Source organism: Amycolatopsis thailandensis (assembly GCF_042723255.1).
Classification (GTDB): Bacteria; Actinomycetota; Actinomycetes; order Mycobacteriales; family Pseudonocardiaceae; genus Amycolatopsis; species Amycolatopsis thailandensis.
In genome coordinates this window covers 1-17,005 of sequence record NZ_JBHXJK010000161.1, presented here as the reverse complement: position 1 = coordinate 17,005, position 17,005 = coordinate 1, and the positions used below count along the sequence as shown (strand labels likewise).

Genomic DNA, 17,005 nt, shown 5'->3' with positions numbered 1-17,005 from the left:
GGCTAAACGCGACGCGCCCATACTGGGGCCAGCCCAGGAAAGGAACCGTCTTGCGAGCGACTGTCATCTACGGCGCCGGCGACGTACGCGTCGAGACCGTCCCGGACCCGAAGCTGAGCGCACCCACCGACGCCCTCCTCCGCGTCGTCCGCTCCTGTATCTGCGGCAGCGACCTCTGGCCGTACGGCAGCATGCCCGCGCGCGACCGCGGAGTCCGGATCGGTCACGAATTCCTCGGCGTCGTCGAGGCCGTCGGCGCCGACGTCACCACGCTCAAAACCGGCGACCTCGTCGTCGCGCCGTTCGTCTACTCCGACAACACCTGCCAGTTCTGCCGCGAAGGCCTCCACACCTCCTGCCTGCACGGCGGGCACTGGGGCGCGAAGGGCGTCGACGCCGGTCAGGGCGAGGCCGTCCGCGTCCCGCAGGCCGACGGCACCCTGGTGAAACTGCCGCACACCGAGGACGACGACCTGCTCGCCTCACTCCTCACGCTCTCCGACGTGTTCCCGACCGGCCACCACGCCGCGGTCAAGGCGGGCGTGAACGAGCGCACCACGGTCACCGTAATCGGCGACGGCGCCGTCGGCCTCTCCGCGGTCCTCGCCGCGAAGCGACTCGGCGCCGAGCGCATCCTCCTGATGGGCCGTCACCAGGCCCGCACGGACCTCGGCCGCGAGTTCGGCGCCACCGACGTCGTCTCCGAGCGCGGCGACGAAGGCATCGAGAAGGTGCGAGAGCTGACGAACGGCGAAGGCACGCACACCGTCCTCGAATGCGTCGGCACGAAGCCCGCCTTCGAGATGGGCGTCGGCGCGGTCCGCCCCGGCGGCACGGTCAGCCGCGTCGGACTGCCGCAGTACGCCGAGGGCCCGATCGGTCCGTCACTCTTCCGACGGAACATCACCGTCACCGGCGGGGTCGCTCCGGCTCGCCACTACATCCCCGAACTGCTCGACGACGTCGTCGAGGGCAGGTACCAGCCGGGCAAGGTGTTCGACCGGACCATCGGGCTGGAAGAGGTGCCCGACGGTTACCGCGCGATGGCGGACCGCGAGGCGCTCAAGGTGCTCGTCAAGCCCTGACTGGAATACCTTGTCAACCATGGACATGATCACCCCCGAGCCGCGTCCCGCCTGGATCGCCGGCCGCCCTGAGCAGGGCGCTTCGACGCTCACCGTGCACCACCCCTACGACGGGAGCGAAGTCGCCACCGTCGCGGTGCCCGGTCCGGAGCAGGTCGAACGAGCGGTGAGCGCGGCGGCGAGTGTCGCGAAGGAGTTCCGCCGGTCCTCGGCGCACAGCCGCGCCGCGGCGCTCGACCACGTTTCGCGGGTGATCGCCGGCCGGGCCGAGGAGATCGCCGAGGTCATCACCGCCGAGAACGGCAAGCCGCTCAAGTGGGCCGACGCCGAGGTGCGGCGGGCGGTGTCGGTGTTCCGGATCGCCGCCGAAGAGGCCCGCCGGTTCAGCGGCGACCTCCAACGCCTGGACACAGATCCTGCGGGCGAGGGCAGGCTGGCCCTCACTCGCCGCGTCCCGCGCGGCCCGGTACTGGGCATCGCGCCGTTCAACTTCCCGCTGAACCTGGTGGCGCACAAGGTCGCGCCGTCGCTCGCGGTCGGTGCGCCGATCATCGTCAAACCCGCGCCGCGCACGCCGCTGGCCGCCTTGATCCTCGGCGAGATCCTGGCCGAGACGGACCTGCCGGAAGGCGCGTTCTCGGTGCTGCCGCTCGGCAACGAGGAGACCTCCGCGCTGGTCGCGGACCCGCGGCTGCCGGTCGTGTCGTTCACCGGATCGGGTCCGGTCGGGTGGTCGATCGCCGACTCCGCGCCGCGCAAACACGTCGTGCTCGAACTCGGCGGCAACGCGGCCGCCGTCGTGCTCCGGGACTGGCCGGATCCCGAAGGCGCCGCGCACCGCATCGCGACCTTCGGCAACTACCAGGCCGGGCAGTCCTGCATCGCCGTGCAGCGGGTCATCGTCGAAAGCGAGGTCGCCGAGGAATTCGTGCCCGCCTTGGTGGAAGCCGTGCAGTCGCAGCAAACCGGCGACCCGTACGACAAGAACACCGATGTGGGACCGGTCGTCGACGAAGCCGCCGCGGAGCGGATCGTGGCCTGGATCGACGAGGCCGTCGCCGCGGGCGCGAAGATCCTCACCGGCGGCAAACGGGACGGCGCGACCGTGGAGCCGACCGTGCTCACCGACGTCCCACCGTCCACAAAGGCCTGGTCGGAGGAAATCTTCGGCCCGGTACTCGCAGTGTCCATTGTGGAGGGTATCGACGAGGCTTTCGCGTCGGTCAACGAATCCGCGTACGGCTTGCAGGCCGGGGTGTTCACCCGCGACGTGCATCTCGCCTTCTACGCCTCGACAGAACTCGAAGTCGGCGGAGTGATCATCGGCGATGTCCCGTCCTACCGCGCCGACCAGATGCCTTACGGCGGCGTCAAGGGATCGGGCGTCGGCCGCGAAGGTGTTCTCGCCGCGATGCACGACCTCACCGAGGAACGGGTCACCGTCTTCACCGGCATCGACCTTTAAGCCGGAGTGACGGCCTGCGCGAACCCGAACACCTTGTCCGGGTCGTAGGTCTTCGCCACCTGCTTGAGCCGGGTGGCGTTGTCGCCGTAGTAGGCCGTCATCCAGTCGGGCAGGGCGGGGTCGATGTAATTGACGTAGCCCCCGCCCAGCCCGATGCCCGTCACCACTTCCGCGACGGAATCCGTTGCCGCGGAACGATTACGGGCATCCGCCTGACTGTAGATCTGCACACTGCCGATCGCCTTCCGATGCCAGAACGCGGTGGCGTCCGGCGCGACGTCGGCGACGGCGCCGCCGAGGCCGTCGACCAGAAGGTCCATGCCGCGCCTGCCGTCCAGTATCGACGTCAGTTTCGCGGGGTCCACCGGCTCGCTGAGGATTCGCGACGAGGCCGCAAAGGACTGCCGGCTCTCGCTACCGGAGAAGTACTTCATGGCACCGAGATAGTCGAGTTGCTTCACCGTCCGCGTCCCGTTTACTTTGCCGGTCAGCCTGTCCAGCACCTTGGCGAGCGAAGCGGTGTCACCGACATAGCAACCGGAAATCCTCGCGCCGACCGGAGATCCGCCCGACAACACCACGTTCGCCCACAGCTCCGGCGGGGCTTCGGGCAGCCAGCGCTGCCACTCGGCGAGGACGTCGTTCGCGCTGCCCACCGGGAAACGCAGGGAGAACACCGAAACGACCGAAGGCGACGGGTCGGTCCGGAAAGTGAACGAGGTGACGACGCCGAAGTTGCCGCCGCCACCGCCACGCAACGCCCAGAACAACTCGGGTTCGGAATCCGCCGACGCCGTGCGGAGTTTCCCGTCCGCCGTGACGACCCGCGCGGACACCAAGTGGTCACAGGTGAGTCCGTACTTTCGGGCGAGGACACCGATTCCGCCGCCGAGGGTCAGCCCGACGATCCCGACGCTGGGGCAGGATCCCGCGGGCAGGCAACGTCCAGCGCCACCGAGCTCGGCGTAGACGTCCTTCAGTTTCGCGCCCGCGCCGATCACGACCTGTTCGCCTTGAACGTCCACTGAGGACATTCCGCCGAGGTCGATCATCAAGCCGCCGTCGGGAACCGAATAGCCGGCGTAGCTGTGGCCGCCGCTACGAGCGGCTATCGGGACTCGCTTCGCCGCCGCTTCGACAGCGGCCTGCACGTCTTCCGGTTTGGCGCATTTCGCTATCGCGGCGGGTTTGAGCCCGTCGAAAGCCGGATTGAACACACGTTTGGCGCTGTCATACCCGGAATCCCCCGGCAAGAGCAGGGAGACCTTGTTCCGCAACGCGGCCCAGTCCGGCGGACCGGACGGCGGCGCGACACTGGTGCTCGGCGGCAAAGACACGCCAGGGGCCGAAGTGGGCGCTTGCACTGGAGGTGCGGCGGAACACGCCGTCGCGGCCGCCCCGACCGCGGTCGCGCCGGCGAGCTTGAGAAAGTTCCTTCGCCCCAACTTCATACTTGTGAAGACGTGCGGGCCATGGCGAGGTTGCGAGGATCACCCGGCCGAGTCAGCGGTACTCGGGGTTCTCGAAGTCGAAGCGGCTGCCCGCGTCCCATTCCGATCGCTGATTCCCGTACGCGGGAATACCGCCCGCCCGGTGCAGCATGGAGGCCAGATGCAGCAGATTCCAGGTCATGAAGGTGGTGTTCCGGTTGGTGAAATCGTTCTCCGGCCCACCTGAGCCCTCGTCCAGATAGGACGGGCCGGGACCCGCCTCACCGATCCAGCCCGCGTCCGCCTGCGGCGGGATGGTGTAGCCCAGATGCTGCAGGCTGTAGAGCACGTTCATCGCGCAGTGCTTGATGCCATCTTCGTTCCCGGTGATCAGGCAGCCGCCGACGCGGCCGTAGTAGGCGTACTGACCGGCGTCGTTCAGCAGTGACGAACAGGCGTAGAGCCGCTCGATGACACGTTTCATCACCGAACTGTTGTCACCGAGCCAAATGGGCCCGCAGAGCACCAGGATCTGCGCCTCCATCACCTGCCGGTAGAGCTCCGGCCAGGCGTCGGACGCGGCGCCGTGCTCGGTCATGTCGGGCCAGACGCCTGTCGCGATGTCGTGGTCCGCGGCCCGGAGCACGGAGACCTCGACACCGTGTTTGACCATGATGTCGCGGCTGATCGCGATGAGGCCGTCGGTGTTGCTCTTCTCCGGGGATCTCTTCAGGGTGCAGTTCACGAACAGGGCCTTGAGCCCGCTGAAGTCGTAGTCCATCGGTCAAGGACAGCACCGACGGCCGTCCGGGGAAAGCCCCCGAAGGCTTACGGATTCCTTAGAGCCAATGCGGCAGCGGTGGCACTTCGCCGTCCAAAGTGGACCCGTCACCGCGGCCGGTGATCCAGGCCAGGACGGCACCGGGGGTGCCGGTCACCTTGGCCGGATCGCCTTCGCCCATCCGCCACTCGTGCCGCGTCCCGTCGCCGTCGACGGCGACCAGGAGGACAGCGGGCAGCCCCTCGCCGTACGAGGCGATGGCACTGCTCACCACGACCTCGAACTCCCGTCCGAGCAGCCCGGAGACCCGGTCGAAGTCGTAACCGAAGTCCAAATCGACGAGGTGGATCGAGGTTTCGGCCAGCCGCTTGCGCAGCACTTCCTCACCGGTGACCGGCCTGCCCTGCCTGTCACGCGCCGCACCGGCCCACGCCTCGTCCGGCAAGGACGCGGCCAGGTCCGTGAATCGCTCGCCGGAGTCCACGACATCGGCGATGATCACCGCGGCGGAGCGGTCGGCTCCGGCCTCGATACCCGCGTCGCGAGCTGTGGCCGTGGCGTACATCGGTGTCTCGACGCCGGTCTTCGCCCAGTTCAGCAGGTTGCCGAGACCGTCCGCGTTACGCGCGACGTGCGAGAGCAGATGCGCCCGCGTCCAGCCGGACAAGGCGCTGGGGGCGTGCACGGCGTCCTCGTCGAGCGCGCGCACCACCCTCGCCCATTCGTCATGCAGGGCTCGGACACGTTCGAGCAGGGCGTGGGCGCGTTCGGCGGCGGTCACATCCCCAACTTACCGCCGAAGCGCGGCGGGCGCGTCCGCCGGAACCGAAGGGTTCTTCGGCGCGATCGGCTCGACACGCGCGTACGCCGAGTCCTGCGACGGCCGATTGTCCTTTTCGCCCTTGTTGGGCCACAGCGAGAACGCCCGCTCGGCTTGCGCGGTGATGGTCAGCGAGGGGTTCACGCCGAGGTTCGCCGTGATCGCCGAACCATCCACAATGGACAGGCCGGGGTAGTTGAAGACCCGGTGATACGGGTCGATCACGCCGTTTTCGGGCGCGGTCCCGATCGGGGCGCCGCCGATGAAGTGCGCCGTCAGCGGGATGTCGAAGATCTCGCCCCACGTGCCGCCCGCCATCCCGCCGATGCGCTCGGCGGTGCGGAGGTTGGCCTCGTGCCCGGCGGGGATGAAGCTGGGGTTCGGCTCGCCGTGGCCCTGTTTGGAGGTGTACTTGCGGCGGCCGAAGAGGCCGGGCTTGGTGTAGGTGGTGATGGAGTTGTCGAGGCTCTGCATCACCAGCAGGATCACCGTGCGTTCGCTCCAGCGGTAGCCGTTGAGCAGCTTCACCGTCTGGACCGGGTGCTTTAGCATGAAGTTCACGGCCTGGCGCCAGCGCGGCACCGCCGAATCGCCTTCGGTGGCGATGGTCTGGAGCAGGCTCATCGCGTTGCTGCCCTTGCCGTAGCGGACGGGCTCGATGTGCGTGTTGTCGTCGGGGTGGATCGACGACGTGATCGCGACGCCACGGCTGAAGTTCCGGTCCTCGTCGACCGAGGTGCGGGCGGCGCCGATGATGGCCTCGGAGTTGGTCCGGGTCAGCTCGCCGAGGCGCGGCGAGAGCTTCGGCAGCTTGGCGGTGTCGCGCATGGTGTGGAGCAGGTTCTGCGTGCCCCACGTGCCGGCGGCGAGCACCACCTGCGCGGCGGTGAGCTTGTGCCGGAACTTCCGCGAGGTGGTCCCGGTCTTCTTGATGCTCACCTCGTACCCACCTGCGTTTAGCGGGCTAATCGCGCTCACGGTGGTGAGGGGGATGACCTGCGCGCCGTCCTTCTCCGCGAGGTAGAGGTAGTTCTTGACCAGCGTGTTCTTGGCGCCGACGCGGCAGCCGGTCATACAGGCGCCGCATTCGGTGCAGCCGGTGCGCGCCGGGCCCGCGCCACCGAAGTACGGGTCCTCGCTGCGCTCCCCTGGCTTGCCGAAGTACACGCCGACCGGCGTCGGGTGGTACGAGCCGGGGACGCCCATGTCCTCCGCGACGCCCTTCATCACGACGTCCGACGGCGTGACGCTGGGGTTGGTGACGACGCCCAGCATGCGGCTGGCCTGGTCGTAGTGCGGGCCGAGTTCGGACTCCCAGTCGGTGATGTGGGACCACTGCGGGTCGACGTAGAACGGCTTCAGCGGGCGGTACAGCGTGTTCGCGTAGACCAGCGAGCCGCCGCCGACGCCCGCGCCGGCGAGCACCATGACGTCCTTGAGCATGTGGATGCGCTGGATGCCGAAGCAGCCGACCTGGGGTGCCCAGACGTAGCGGCGAAGGTCCCAGGACGTCTTCGCGAACTCGTCGTCGGCGAAGCGGCGGCCCGCCTCGATGACGGCGACGCGGTAGCCCTTCTCGGTCAGCCGGAGGGCAGCGACACTGCCGCCGAACCCGGAACCGACGACGATCACGTCGTAGTCGAAGTCGTCTTCAGTGGTGGTGTTACTGGCAGTCACACCCTTGACTGTAACCCCGGCCACCCCTTCTGACCAGAGGTAAGTTACTCGCCAGTTACCTTCCGGCTGGTGCATGCTCGGACCGGTGATCGACCATTTCGCGAAGGAATACCTGCACAGTGACCTGCGAGAGATCCGCGAAGCGATGCTCCGGAAGCTCGACGGATTGTCCGAGTACGACATCCGCCGTCCCCTGACTTCGACCGGAACCAACCTGCTCGGCCTGGTCAAGCACCTGGCGACCTGGGAGGCCCGGTACTTCGGCGAGGTCTTCGGCCGGCCGTTCCCCGATGCCGTCCCCGAGCGCGGCACCGACCTGTGGGCGACCGAGCACGAGACCCGCGGGGAGATCACCGGCTTCTACCGGCGCGTCTGGGCGCACTCCGACGCGACCATCGCCGCGCTCGACGTCGACGCGCCCGGCCATGTGCCCTGGTGGCCGCGTCCCGACGTGAAGCTGTTCAACGTCCTGGTCCACATCCTCACCGAGACCAACCGGCACGCCGGGCACGCCGACATCCTGCGGGAGCAACTGGACGGCACCGTCGATGCGCCCGGCAAGGACGCGGCCTTCTGGGAAGCCCGGCGGGCGGAGATCGACCGCGCGGCCAGGACCGCCGCGCGACTTTAGCGGGCTAAACGCGAAACAGGAGGGACGCGTGGGCCTACTGGGGCACCTGAGCGCAAAGCGGCCCGGATCGCGTTTAGCGGGCTAAACGCGATCCGGGCCGGGCGAAGCGAGCGTCAGCGGCGGACGGTCAGGCCCACCCGCTGGAACTCCTTCAGGTCCGAGTAGCCCGTCTTCGCCATCGCGCGGCGAAGCGCGCCGAAGAGGTTCACGACGCCCTCAGCGTCCGAGGACGGCCCGAAGAGCAGCGTCTTGAGGTCGACGGCGTAGTCCGGCCCCAGCGCCACGCGCGAACGCGGCAGCGACGGGTGCGCTGCCGCCGACGTCCAGTAGAGCCCTTGCCCCGGCGCCTCGGAGGCGGCGGCCAGCGGCGCGCCCAGCATGACCGCGTCGGCACCACAGGCGATGGCCTTGGCGATGTCGCCGGACACGCTCATCCCGCCGTCGGCGAGCACGTGCACGTACCGGCCGCCGGTCTCGTCGAGGTAGTCACGGCGCGCGGCGGCGGCGTCGACGATCGCGGTCGCCATCGGCGTCCCGATCCCGAGGACGCTGTCGGTGCTCGTCACGCCGCGGCTCGCGCCGTGCCCGACGATGACGCCGGCCGCGCCGGTGCGCATCAGGTGCATCGCGGTGCGGTAGTCGCTGACGCCGCCCGCGATCACCGGGACGTCGAGGCGCCCGATGAAGTCCTTCAGGTCCAGCGGCTCGGCGTCGCGCTGGACGTGCTCGGCGGAGATGATCGTGCCCTGCACGACGAGGATCTCGACGCCGGCCGCCAGCAGGTCCGGCGTGAGCTCGGCGGCGTGCTGCGGGCTGACCCGCGCGGCCACGGTGACGCCGGACTCGCGGACGGTCTTGATCGCCTCGGTCAGCAGATCCAACCGGATCGGGGCGGAGTGCAATTCCTGCAGCTCACGCACGATCGCGGTCGGATCCTCGGTGTCCTCGGCCGCCCGGACGAGGCGAAAGATCGCCTCTTCGACGTTCGGGTGCCGGGCCCAAAGCCCTTCGGCGTTGAGGACGCCCAGCCCGCCGAGCTCGCCGACGGCCACCGCGGTTCCCGGCGACACGATCGCGTCGGTGGGGTGCGTGACCAGCGGCAACTCGAACCGGTACGCGTCGATCTGCCACGCGGTGGACACGACCGAAGACGACCGGGTGCGCCGCGACGGCACGATCTCCACGTCATCGAGGTCATACGCCCGCCGCGCGGTGCGGCCCATGCCGATCTCGACCAGATCCCGCACGTCAAGTCCCTTCTCACCGACGACCGTTACACCCCATTGTCGCTAGGCCGCGTGGGTGACCTGCGACGGGGCTCCCGAACCGGGCCCGAAGTCACACCAGCCCCACTCGCCCCACCCGTTTCGCGTTTAGGGGGCTAAAGTCGCGCGGGTGGGGCGCGTGGGGCTGGTGGGTCAGAAGGAGACCTTCTCCACGGAGTCGGTCCGGAGGACGGATTCCTGCGCGAAGGCGGCCTTGTAGGCGGTCCGGATCTCTTCGATCTCGCGGTTCGCGTCGCGGTCGCTGAACGGGTACACGACCACGATCACCTTCGACTTCTCCCGCGAGATCACCCCGTCCGAACCGCGCCACTGGCCGCGCCCGGTCAGCTCGGTGAACCCGTCCGGGAACCTCGGCGTGACGACCTTGTCGGTGAAGGCGGTGAACTCGGCGTCGGTGAGCTCCCCACCACCCGGCTTCGTCGTGCCGAAGTACAGCTCGGTGCGCTTCCACAGCTCACCCGGCGACGCCTGGAGACCGGCGGCCTCGACGGACTGAGGCGCGGCAGGCGCGGCCGAAGCGCTGGGGACGGCCGAAGCCGCCACCCCGCCGCCGAGCCCGAGAGCGGCCGCGGCGAAGACGGCCAGCGCGGTCCGGCGCGACGCAGGCGAAAAAGACATCCGGTTCCTCCCAGGAGACTTGATCGGCGGGCCAAGTCTCCCGGGAACGGAACCGGATGGGTAAGTGTCCTAAAGGGCGGACTAACGGGTGGTGTAGTTCGGCGCCTCGACGGTCATCGTGATGTCGTGCGGGTGGCTCTCCTTGAGCCCGGCGGCGGTGATCCGCACCAGCTGCGCCTCCTGCAGCTCGGGGATCGTCGACGCGCCCGCGTAGCCCATGCCCGACCGCAGACCGCCCACCAGCTGGTGGACGACGTTCGCGAGCGGCCCGCGGAACGGGATCCGCCCCTCGATGCCCTCGGGGACCAGCTTGTCCTCGCTCAGCACGTCGTCCTGCGCGTAGCGGTCCTTCGAGTAGGACTTCGCCTCGCCACGCGACTGCATGGCGCCCAGGGAGCCCATGCCGCGGTAGGTCTTGAACTGCTTGCCGTTGACCAGGATCAGGTCACCGGGCGATTCGGCGGTGCCCGCGAGCAGGCTGCCGAGCATCACCGTGGACGCGCCGGACGCGATCGCCTTCGCGATGTCGCCCGAGTACTGGATGCCGCCGTCGCCGATGACCGGGATCCCGGCCGGGCGAGCAGCCTGGTCGGCCTCGTAGATCGCGGAGATCTGCGGGACGCCGACCCCGGCGACGATGCGGGTGGTGCAGATGGAACCGGGGCCGACGCCGACCTTGATCCCGTCCGCGCCCGCCTCCACCAGCGCCTGCGCGCCGGCCCGGGTCGCGACGTTGCCGCCGACGATGTCGACGGTCTCGCCCAGTTCCTTCTTCAGCAGCGCGACGGTCTCGACGACGGCGCGGGAGTGCCCGTGCGCGGTGTCCACCATCAGCACGTCCACCCCGGCGTCGGCCAGCGCCATCGCGCGCTTGTGCCCGTCCGGCCCGACACCGACGGCGGCACCGACGATCAGACGGCCGTTGGTGTCCTTGGACGCGTTGGGGTACTGCTCGGTCTTCACGAAGTCCTTGACCGTGATCAGCCCGCGCAGCTTGCCCGCGCCGTCGACGATCGGCAGCTTCTCGATCTTGTGGCGGCGCAGCAGCCCGAGCGCGGCCTCCGCGGTGACCCCGACCTGTGCGGTGACCAGCGGCAGCTTCGTCATCACCTCGTGCACCGCACGGGTGTGGTCGACCTCGAACCGCATGTCGCGGTTGGTGATGATGCCCACCAGCGACCCGGCGGCGTCCGTCACCGGCACACCGGAGATGCGGAACCGCGCGCACAGGGCGTCGACCTCGGCGAGGGTGTCCTCGGGCGAGCACGTGACCGGGTCGGTCACCATGCCCGCTTCAGAGCGCTTCACGACCTCGACAGCGGCGGCCTGGTCGTCGATCGGCAGGTTGCGCTGCAGCACGCCCATCCCGCCCTGGCGGGCCATGGCGATCGCCATGCGGCCTTCGGTGACCGTGTCCATGGCGGCGGAGACCAGCGGGATGTTCAGGGTGACGTTGCGAGAGAGCCGGGTGCGGGTGCTGACCGCACTGGGCACCACGTCGGACTCGGCCGGCAGCAGCAGCACGTCGTCGAAGGTCAGCCCGAGCATGGCGAACTTGCTCGGGACGGGGGCGGTGACGCTGTCGCTGGTCATAGCAGGCGAAGGGCCTTCCTAGCGGTGACTAATGAGAACCGCCGTGGCTTGTGACAACACGGCGGGGGCCTGCCCCTCATGATATCCGGGCCGGGCGGCCGCCCGGCCCGGGTGGGCGCCCGGTAGCGTGCAGACGTGCCGCAAGATGCGTTGCCCCCAGACCCGTTCGCGGATGACCCGGACGACCCGGCCCGCGCGTTCATCGACGACGCCGACCGGCTCGACGAGCCGATCAGCGACGAAGAGCGCACCGAGTTGCTGGCCGACCTCTCCGATCTCGCCGTCTACCAGGCGCTTCTCGAACCGCGCGGGGTACGCGGGATCGTGGTCGACTGCGGTGAATGCGACGAACCCCACTACCACGACTGGCATCTGCTGCGCGCCAGTCTCGAGCAACTGCTCGCCGACGGCCGCATGCGGCCGCACGAGCCCGCGTTCGATCCGAACCCCGGTGACTATGTGAGCTGGGACTACTGCCGCGGCTTCGCGGACGGTGTCACGGCCAACGAGAGCGCCTACTGATCGCGTTTAGCCCGCTAAACGCGATCAGAGACAAACAGCGAAAGGGCCTGGTGAGAGAGATCTCACCAGGCCCTTTCGGCGTTCTGAGGTGTTACTGCGTCTCTTGGACCACGGCGGGCGCCTGCGCTCCGGCACCCGGCGACGGCTCGTTACGCGAACCACCGGGGTCGTTGCCCGAGGCCGGCGGCGTCGTCGACGTCGTGGGCGGCTGCGGCTGACTGGTCGAGGTCGGCGGAGTCGGCGAGGGCGTCGTGGTGCCCGGCAGGCTCGTGCCGGGGTTGCCGCCTCCGGGCAGCGACGTCGGCGGAGCGGTCGGCTGCGGAGTGGGCTGCGGGGTCGTCGCGACCGGCGTCTGCGTGGGCGGCTGCTGATCCGGCGGCAACGGTTGCTGGCCGGGATTCTGCAGCTGGGCACTCAGCTGGCGGTGCTGCTCGAACAGCTGGTCGCGGTTTTCGTCGTCGGTCACCTGGCTCAACGCGGCCTGTGCTTCGTCGAGCGCCTTGCGCGCGTCGTCGAGGCGCCCACCGGCGAGCGCGAGGTTGGCCTTCTCCAGATCGAGTTTGGCCGCCGCGGCGGCCTCGACCGACCGGGCGTGGTCGGCGTAAAGCACCTTCGTCAGTCCCCAGAGCGTGTCACCAGGCTGCGCGTCCTTCGCGGCGAGACCGGTACCGGCGAAGGCGATGGCCAGGACGGCCGCGGCTGCGGCCACCGGGACCAGCAGCCGGCGTCTTCCCCCGTGTTTGCGGGCGAGCGCGGCTGTCTTCACGGTGACGACGGCGGTGTCGACGTCGACGAGTTCCGCGAGCGGTTCACTGTCGATGTCACGCCGCCAGGCCAGCAGCAGCGCGTTGAGCTCTTGATCGCCGAGGTCGTCGGCCATCTTCGGATCCGAGCCACCGAGGGCGTCGAGCAGTGCGTCATCGGCCTGAACGGCCGACAGATCAGCGGCGAACTCGGCTTCGGAGGACGTCAGCCCTCTCTCGAAGGCCGTCAGTTCACGATCGGTCCCAGGGGAGAACCGATGGTCGCGGTCGGTCACTCAGATCACCTCCTCAGCGGCCAGAACCTTACGTAGGCGCGCCAAGGCGCGATGCTGGGCCACCCGGACGGCGCCGGGGGTGGACCCCACGGCCTCGGCCGTCTCCTCGGCGGACAGTCCCACGACCACGCGCAGGACCACGATCTCACGCTGCTTGTCGGGAAGGACCCGCAACAGCTGCGACATGCGCTCGTTCAGCTCGCCCTGAAGAGCACGCTGCTCGGGACCGACGCCGCCCTCGACCTCGTCGGGGACTTCGGCGACCGGTTCGGCGCGGTTACGGGCCGCGGCGCGATGCGCGTCGGCCACCTTGTGCTGGGCGATCCCGTAGACGAAGGCCAGGAACGGGCGGCCCTGATCACGGTACGAAGGCAATGCCGTGAGCACCGCGAGACACACCTCCTGAGCAACGTCGTCTGCGGAAGCGAACGAACGCTCCTGCCTGCCAACCCGAGCGCGGCAGTACCGCACTACCAAAGGACGGATGGCCGCCAGCAACCGCTCGACCGCTTGAGGATCACCCTCAACAGCAGCGGCGACCGGCTCATCCAGTCCGTCCCCCACATTGGCCATCGCAGACAACAGTCCCAGTGTTACGTATAGGCGTGCAAAGAGTCCGGCGTGTGACTTCGGAGGCCACTACCGGTGACAGCTACCGTACCGCTCGGGCCCGCCGCCTTGGTTGACGGCCGTCATCGGCGCGCCGCCTCTCCGGCGAGCACGCTGAAACCCGGGTCTTCACCCGTTCCCGTCGCTCATGGTCGAAATTTCGACGAGCCGGAACGCAGTGGGGTACGACGATCCACCCGGAGGCGGACGCGCTCGGGCAAGAGTGCCCGAGCTGTGAGCATAAAGCGCGAAGCGTGACGGGAAACACAGGTACGGGCCAGGGGTACTCCCCCGGCCCGTTCGTCACCCGTCTTGCGATCCAACCAGCGAGATCAAGAAAGCGTTGTCAGGAAACGAGTCCACGGCGGAATCCGTGGGCGACAGCCTGAGCGCGATCCCGCACGCCGAGCTTGCGGAACAAGCGGCGAGCGTGCGTCTTCACGGTGTCTTCGGACAGGTACAGCTCGCGGCCGATCTGTCCGTTGCTCTTGCCCTGGCTCATCCCGCGGAGCACCTGGAGCTCGCGCTCGGTGAGCTGGACGCCGGGGTCGGACGGCTGACGCGGCGCCGGCACCGAGGTGCTGGCGAGGGTGTGCGCCAGTGCGGCGACCAGCTCGGGACGCGAGGCGTCCCAGCGCAGGTAGCCGCGGGCTCCGCCGGCGATGGCGGCGGCGATGCTGCCCGCGTCGTCCGGGGCGCCGAACACGATCACATTCGCTTGGGGGTTCGCCGAGACGAGCCGCCGGGTGGCTTCGACGCCAGTCGGGACAGCGCGCTGGGTACCGACCAGCACGACGTCGACCGGCTGACGGGAGTACCGGGCCAGCAGCTCGTCACCGTGCGCTACGCAGTCGATGCGACTGACCCCTGGGACCGCGGACATCACTCGAGTGAGCCCTTCGCGGACACTGCGTCGGTCGTCGCAGATCAAGACCGTCGTCACGGGGTTTCCTTCCTGCAGCCGGGTGACATTCCACTTCCCCTATCGGACGCTTTAGCCCGAACCTTGACACGATCCGGTGGCTTTTTTTGAAGTTTCTTAGCCCGGTTGCCGGAATGGGCCCTCCAACAGGCTAGACGCCCTCAGAGGGGGACCCACGGAGATTGCCGGGCGAGCCACCTCCCGCAAGGATCTGCGTGCCGTAACACTGCGTGCAACAGTTCGGCACTTCTGAATCGATACTCATCGGCGTGTCCTGCCCCGAGGTCGGCCGCGAGCAGGCACGCCACCCACAGAAGTGAATTGAATTCGTATTTCTCGGCGGTTTCGCGCGCGCTCTCCACCAGCGCTTTCGCGAGGTCCCGGTCAGCGGAACTTCCATTCGCGATCGTCACGCCGAGTACAAGCCGCGATTTGACGACATGCCGACACGCGCCCCGGGCCTGCGCCGTTTCCAGCGCCATTTCCGCAGGTGCGATCGCCGCGCGGGAAATGTTACTCGCCAGTTCGATTTCCGCGCCCACCCAACCGGCCCTGGTCCGGCTACGCCAGTTGCCGGTGTGCGCCTCCGCCCGCGCCAGCAGCCGCCGGGCGGCGGCCAGCCTGCCGCGCCCGAGGTTGTCGGCCGCGAGACCGAGGAGGGCGTCCGCCCGCGCCCCCTCCGCGTCCAGGCCGTCGGTGTCGGGCTCCCCCGGCGGCTCCGCGATCGCCAGCGCGAGCGCCTCGCCGTCGAGGGCGAGGGCCGCCGCGTGACCGCCCAGCTGCCGCCGATGCGACGCCAGCGTGCTCGCGGCCAGCGACGCGAGCACCGGGTCTTTGCTCGTGCGCAATCCGGCCAGCAGCGTGGCCGCCGCCGCGTACCGGCCGCGGGCGCCGAGCCCGATCGCGGCCAGCAGCCGTCCACGAGGTGACGCGGGCACCGCGAAGGAGTCCGGCGGCGGCAGGCCGTCACCGAACGCGGCGGACCGCAAGGACTCTTCCATCGGTCCTTTCTATCGCCTCGCACCGACAAGAACGTGCTCGATCCGGTCGGCGGCCGTCGACAGTTCGCCGAGCAGTTCGATCTTGTCCGGGAGCGTGGCGGGATCCCAGCCCGGGCCGCAGGCGAACAGCCTGCTGCGCTGACGGCCTCGGGACACCCTGGCGAACAGGCGCGGGTCCGCTGTCGCGCGCCGCCCCGACCACAGCACCACCGCCGCCGGGACGCTGCGACGGACCGTCACCGCGAGCACCTCGGCGGGCAGGGAGGCGCCGAACAGCTGGGCGCCGATCCGGCGGCCGCCGAGCGCCGCGGCGAGCGCGTACATCGGGAGGTTGTCGCGCTCGTCCGGGACGCAGGTCAGCAGGACCGGTCGCTGGTTGCGCGGTTCGCGGAGGACCGGCGTCGCGCGGACGAGGGCGGCGTACACGCATTCGGCGAGCAGGTACTCGACCTCCGCGCCGGCGCTGACGCCGCGCCAGCGTGCGCCCAGCGCTGTCAGGACCGGCGAGACGACACCGGTCCAGGCGGGCAGGACGCCGAGCTCGCGGATCGTGTCGGCGAGCATGCGCTGGACCGCGCCGAAGTCCATCGCGAGCGCGGCCGTGCTCAAGCGCCTGGCGAGGCGGGACGGGACGTCGTGATCGTCAGCGGGCGGTGTGACGGCCTGCTCGTCCACTTGGACCACGGAGGATTCCGGGGTCTCCGTGGCAGTCCGGGGCATCTGCTCGAGCGCGTACTTCGCCGCTTCGGCCGTCGAGGCGCCGCGAAGCAACGCGCGCTGCATCAGTTCGAGACGTCCGATGTCGGAGCTGCCGTAGCGGCGGTGGCGGCCGTTGGTGTGACGGCTCGGTCCTACGCCGTATCTGCGGTCCCAGGTGCGAAGGGTGGACGGTGCGACCCCGAGCCGGCGAGCGACCGAGGCCACCGGCAGGGTGGGTTCTTCACTGCTGATCCGAGATCCCACTCGACCCAATATCCAGGCAGGCCGGGACGGGGGCAACCGGAACGGAAAGTACCGCTCACACATCCGGGGGATGCCTAACGGCTGAATCGTCTTGAATCTCTTGAACAAGTATTGGCGCGCTTCTAACGTTACCGCCGTTGCACCGAATGGAGTATCCGCAGCGCAGCAGAGCAGGTAAACGCTTCGACCGGATGACGGAGGCGGTCAGGATGGCGGACACACGCAGGCTCCCGGGACCCAACGCGGATGTGTGGGACTGGCAGCTCGAAGGGTCGTGTCGGGGTATGGACAGCGCGTCCTTCTTTCACCCTGACGGCGAACGCGGGCCGGCCAGAGCCCGCCGCGAGGCGAGGGCCAAAGCCGTGTGCCTGGCCTGCCCGGTCCTGGCCATGTGCCGGAACCACGCGCTCGCCGTGCACGAGCCGTACGGGATCTGGGGCGGGCTGTCGGAATCGGAACGCGAGCACATCATCAAGGCGGACAAGCGCACATTGAGCATGTCGAACGGCTGATCCGGCCGAGTCGGCGACGCGGAAGGGCGGCATCCGGGTGGGGTGCCGCCC

17 protein-coding genes are annotated in these 17,005 nt (G+C 69.2%); 5 read left to right on the top strand and 12 right to left on the bottom strand.

From position 1 onward, the window contains the following. Nucleotides 1-50 precede the first annotated feature (50 nt). Together ACFWMR_RS37745 and ACFWMR_RS37740 are read left to right on the top strand one after the other, a co-directional pair. The gene (locus ACFWMR_RS37745; RefSeq protein WP_378381862.1) at nt 51-1,085 is read left to right on the top strand and encodes a zinc-dependent alcohol dehydrogenase family protein; all 1,035 of its coding nucleotides are present in this window, start codon (nt 51-53) and stop codon (nt 1,083-1,085) included. A 19-nt stretch (nt 1,086-1,104) separates the two neighbouring features. Continuing rightward, the gene (locus ACFWMR_RS37740; RefSeq protein ID WP_378381861.1) at nt 1,105-2,550 is read left to right on the top strand and encodes an aldehyde dehydrogenase family protein; all 1,446 of its coding nucleotides are present in this window, start codon (nt 1,105-1,107) and stop codon (nt 2,548-2,550) included. On the opposite strand, the gene ACFWMR_RS37735 is transcribed toward ACFWMR_RS37740, so the two are convergent. The 4 genes from ACFWMR_RS37735 to ACFWMR_RS37720 form a co-directional block, all read right to left on the bottom strand. Continuing rightward, nucleotides 2,547-3,881: an FAD-binding oxidoreductase gene (locus ACFWMR_RS37735; RefSeq protein ID WP_378381864.1), complete on the bottom strand. Its 1,335-nt coding sequence runs from the start codon at nt 3,879-3,881 to the stop codon at nt 2,547-2,549. The two genes, ACFWMR_RS37740 and ACFWMR_RS37735, sit on opposite strands and share 4 nt — an antisense overlap. A 172-nt stretch (nt 3,882-4,053) precedes the next feature. Continuing rightward, nucleotides 4,054-4,761 carry a flavodoxin family protein gene (locus tag ACFWMR_RS37730; RefSeq protein WP_378275691.1) on the bottom strand — a complete coding sequence of 236 codons (708 nt, stop codon included), beginning with the start codon at nt 4,759-4,761 and terminating at the stop codon, nt 4,054-4,056. Between the two features lie 58 nt (nt 4,762-4,819). Then, entirely contained in the window at nt 4,820-5,542 is a 723-nt protein-coding gene (locus ACFWMR_RS37725; RefSeq protein ID WP_378381860.1) for a maleylpyruvate isomerase N-terminal domain-containing protein, read from the bottom strand. Between the two features lie 9 nt (nt 5,543-5,551). Next, nucleotides 5,552-7,258, bottom strand: coding sequence for a GMC oxidoreductase (locus ACFWMR_RS37720; protein WP_378381859.1), 1,707 nt, complete (start codon nt 7,256-7,258; stop codon nt 5,552-5,554). Between the two features lie 73 nt (nt 7,259-7,331). Between ACFWMR_RS37720 and ACFWMR_RS37715 the strand changes: the two genes are divergently transcribed. Further along, nucleotides 7,332-7,889, top strand: coding sequence for a DinB family protein (locus ACFWMR_RS37715; RefSeq protein ID WP_378381858.1), 558 nt, complete (start codon nt 7,332-7,334; stop codon nt 7,887-7,889). 113 nt (nt 7,890-8,002) lie between these two features. On the opposite strand, the gene ACFWMR_RS37710 is transcribed toward ACFWMR_RS37715, so the two are convergent. The 3 genes from ACFWMR_RS37710 to guaB all read right to left on the bottom strand — a co-directional run bounded on the left by ACFWMR_RS37710 (nt 8,003) and on the right by guaB (nt 11,386). Then, nucleotides 8,003-9,136: a GuaB3 family IMP dehydrogenase-related protein gene (locus ACFWMR_RS37710; protein ID WP_005166670.1), complete on the bottom strand. Its 1,134-nt coding sequence runs from the start codon at nt 9,134-9,136 to the stop codon at nt 8,003-8,005. 171 nt (nt 9,137-9,307) lie between these two features. Then, a complete protein-coding gene (locus ACFWMR_RS37705; RefSeq protein WP_093938450.1) occupies nt 9,308-9,793 on the bottom strand; it encodes a DUF3574 domain-containing protein in 486 nt (161 codons plus the stop codon). An 81-nt stretch (nt 9,794-9,874) separates the two neighbouring features. Then, nucleotides 9,875-11,386, bottom strand: coding sequence for an IMP dehydrogenase (gene guaB / locus ACFWMR_RS37700; RefSeq protein WP_093938449.1), 1,512 nt, complete (start codon nt 11,384-11,386; stop codon nt 9,875-9,877). A 135-nt stretch (nt 11,387-11,521) separates the two neighbouring features. On the opposite strand from guaB, the gene ACFWMR_RS37695 reads away from it, so the two are divergent. Then, the gene (locus ACFWMR_RS37695; protein WP_005166667.1) at nt 11,522-11,908 is read left to right on the top strand and encodes a DUF5319 domain-containing protein; all 387 of its coding nucleotides are present in this window, start codon (nt 11,522-11,524) and stop codon (nt 11,906-11,908) included. Nucleotides 11,909-11,999: 91 nt separating this feature from the next. Here ACFWMR_RS37695 and ACFWMR_RS37690 read toward each other — a convergent pair whose 3' ends face one another. From ACFWMR_RS37690 to ACFWMR_RS37670, 5 genes are all read right to left on the bottom strand, one after another. Then, on the bottom strand, nt 12,000-12,947 hold the full coding sequence (locus tag ACFWMR_RS37690; RefSeq protein WP_208636114.1) for an anti-sigma-D factor RsdA: 948 nt from the start codon (nt 12,945-12,947) through the stop codon (nt 12,000-12,002). Continuing rightward, the gene (locus tag ACFWMR_RS37685; RefSeq protein ID WP_026467317.1) at nt 12,948-13,520 is read right to left on the bottom strand and encodes a sigma-70 family RNA polymerase sigma factor; all 573 of its coding nucleotides are present in this window, start codon (nt 13,518-13,520) and stop codon (nt 12,948-12,950) included. A gap of 382 nt (nt 13,521-13,902) precedes the next feature. Next, the gene (locus tag ACFWMR_RS37680) at nt 13,903-14,499 is read right to left on the bottom strand and encodes a response regulator transcription factor (protein ID WP_003073605.1); all 597 of its coding nucleotides are present in this window, start codon (nt 14,497-14,499) and stop codon (nt 13,903-13,905) included. Nucleotides 14,500-14,639: 140 nt separating this feature from the next. Continuing rightward, a complete protein-coding gene (locus tag ACFWMR_RS37675; protein WP_378381857.1) occupies nt 14,640-15,479 on the bottom strand; it encodes a hypothetical protein in 840 nt (279 codons plus the stop codon). A gap of 9 nt (nt 15,480-15,488) precedes the next feature. Beyond that, on the bottom strand, nt 15,489-16,403 hold the full coding sequence (locus ACFWMR_RS37670; RefSeq protein ID WP_378381863.1) for a MerR family transcriptional regulator: 915 nt from the start codon (nt 16,401-16,403) through the stop codon (nt 15,489-15,491). 230 nt (nt 16,404-16,633) lie between these two features. On the opposite strand from ACFWMR_RS37670, the gene ACFWMR_RS37665 reads away from it, so the two are divergent. Next, nucleotides 16,634-16,954 carry a WhiB family transcriptional regulator gene (locus ACFWMR_RS37665; RefSeq protein ID WP_007031108.1) on the top strand — a complete coding sequence of 107 codons (321 nt, stop codon included), beginning with the start codon at nt 16,634-16,636 and terminating at the stop codon, nt 16,952-16,954. Nucleotides 16,955-17,005 lie beyond the last annotated feature (51 nt).

Coding starts and splice junctions, on each gene's coding strand:
- ACFWMR_RS37740 (WP_378381861.1), top strand. CDS start 1,105: ATGGACATGATCACCCCCGAGCCGCGTCCCGCCTGGATCGCCGGCCGC.
- ACFWMR_RS37730 (WP_378275691.1), bottom strand. CDS start 4,761: ATGGACTACGACTTCAGCGGGCTCAAGGCCCTGTTCGTGAACTGCACC.
- ACFWMR_RS37715 (WP_378381858.1), top strand. CDS start 7,332: ATGCTCGGACCGGTGATCGACCATTTCGCGAAGGAATACCTGCACAGT.
- ACFWMR_RS37705 (WP_093938450.1), bottom strand. CDS start 9,793: ATGTCTTTTTCGCCTGCGTCGCGCCGGACCGCGCTGGCCGTCTTCGCC.
- guaB (WP_093938449.1), bottom strand. CDS start 11,386: ATGACCAGCGACAGCGTCACCGCCCCCGTCCCGAGCAAGTTCGCCATG.
- ACFWMR_RS37685 (WP_026467317.1), bottom strand. CDS start 13,520: ATGGCCAATGTGGGGGACGGACTGGATGAGCCGGTCGCCGCTGCTGTT.
- ACFWMR_RS37675 (WP_378381857.1), bottom strand. CDS start 15,479: ATGGAAGAGTCCTTGCGGTCCGCCGCGTTCGGTGACGGCCTGCCGCCG.
- ACFWMR_RS37665 (WP_007031108.1), top strand. CDS start 16,634: ATGACGGAGGCGGTCAGGATGGCGGACACACGCAGGCTCCCGGGACCC.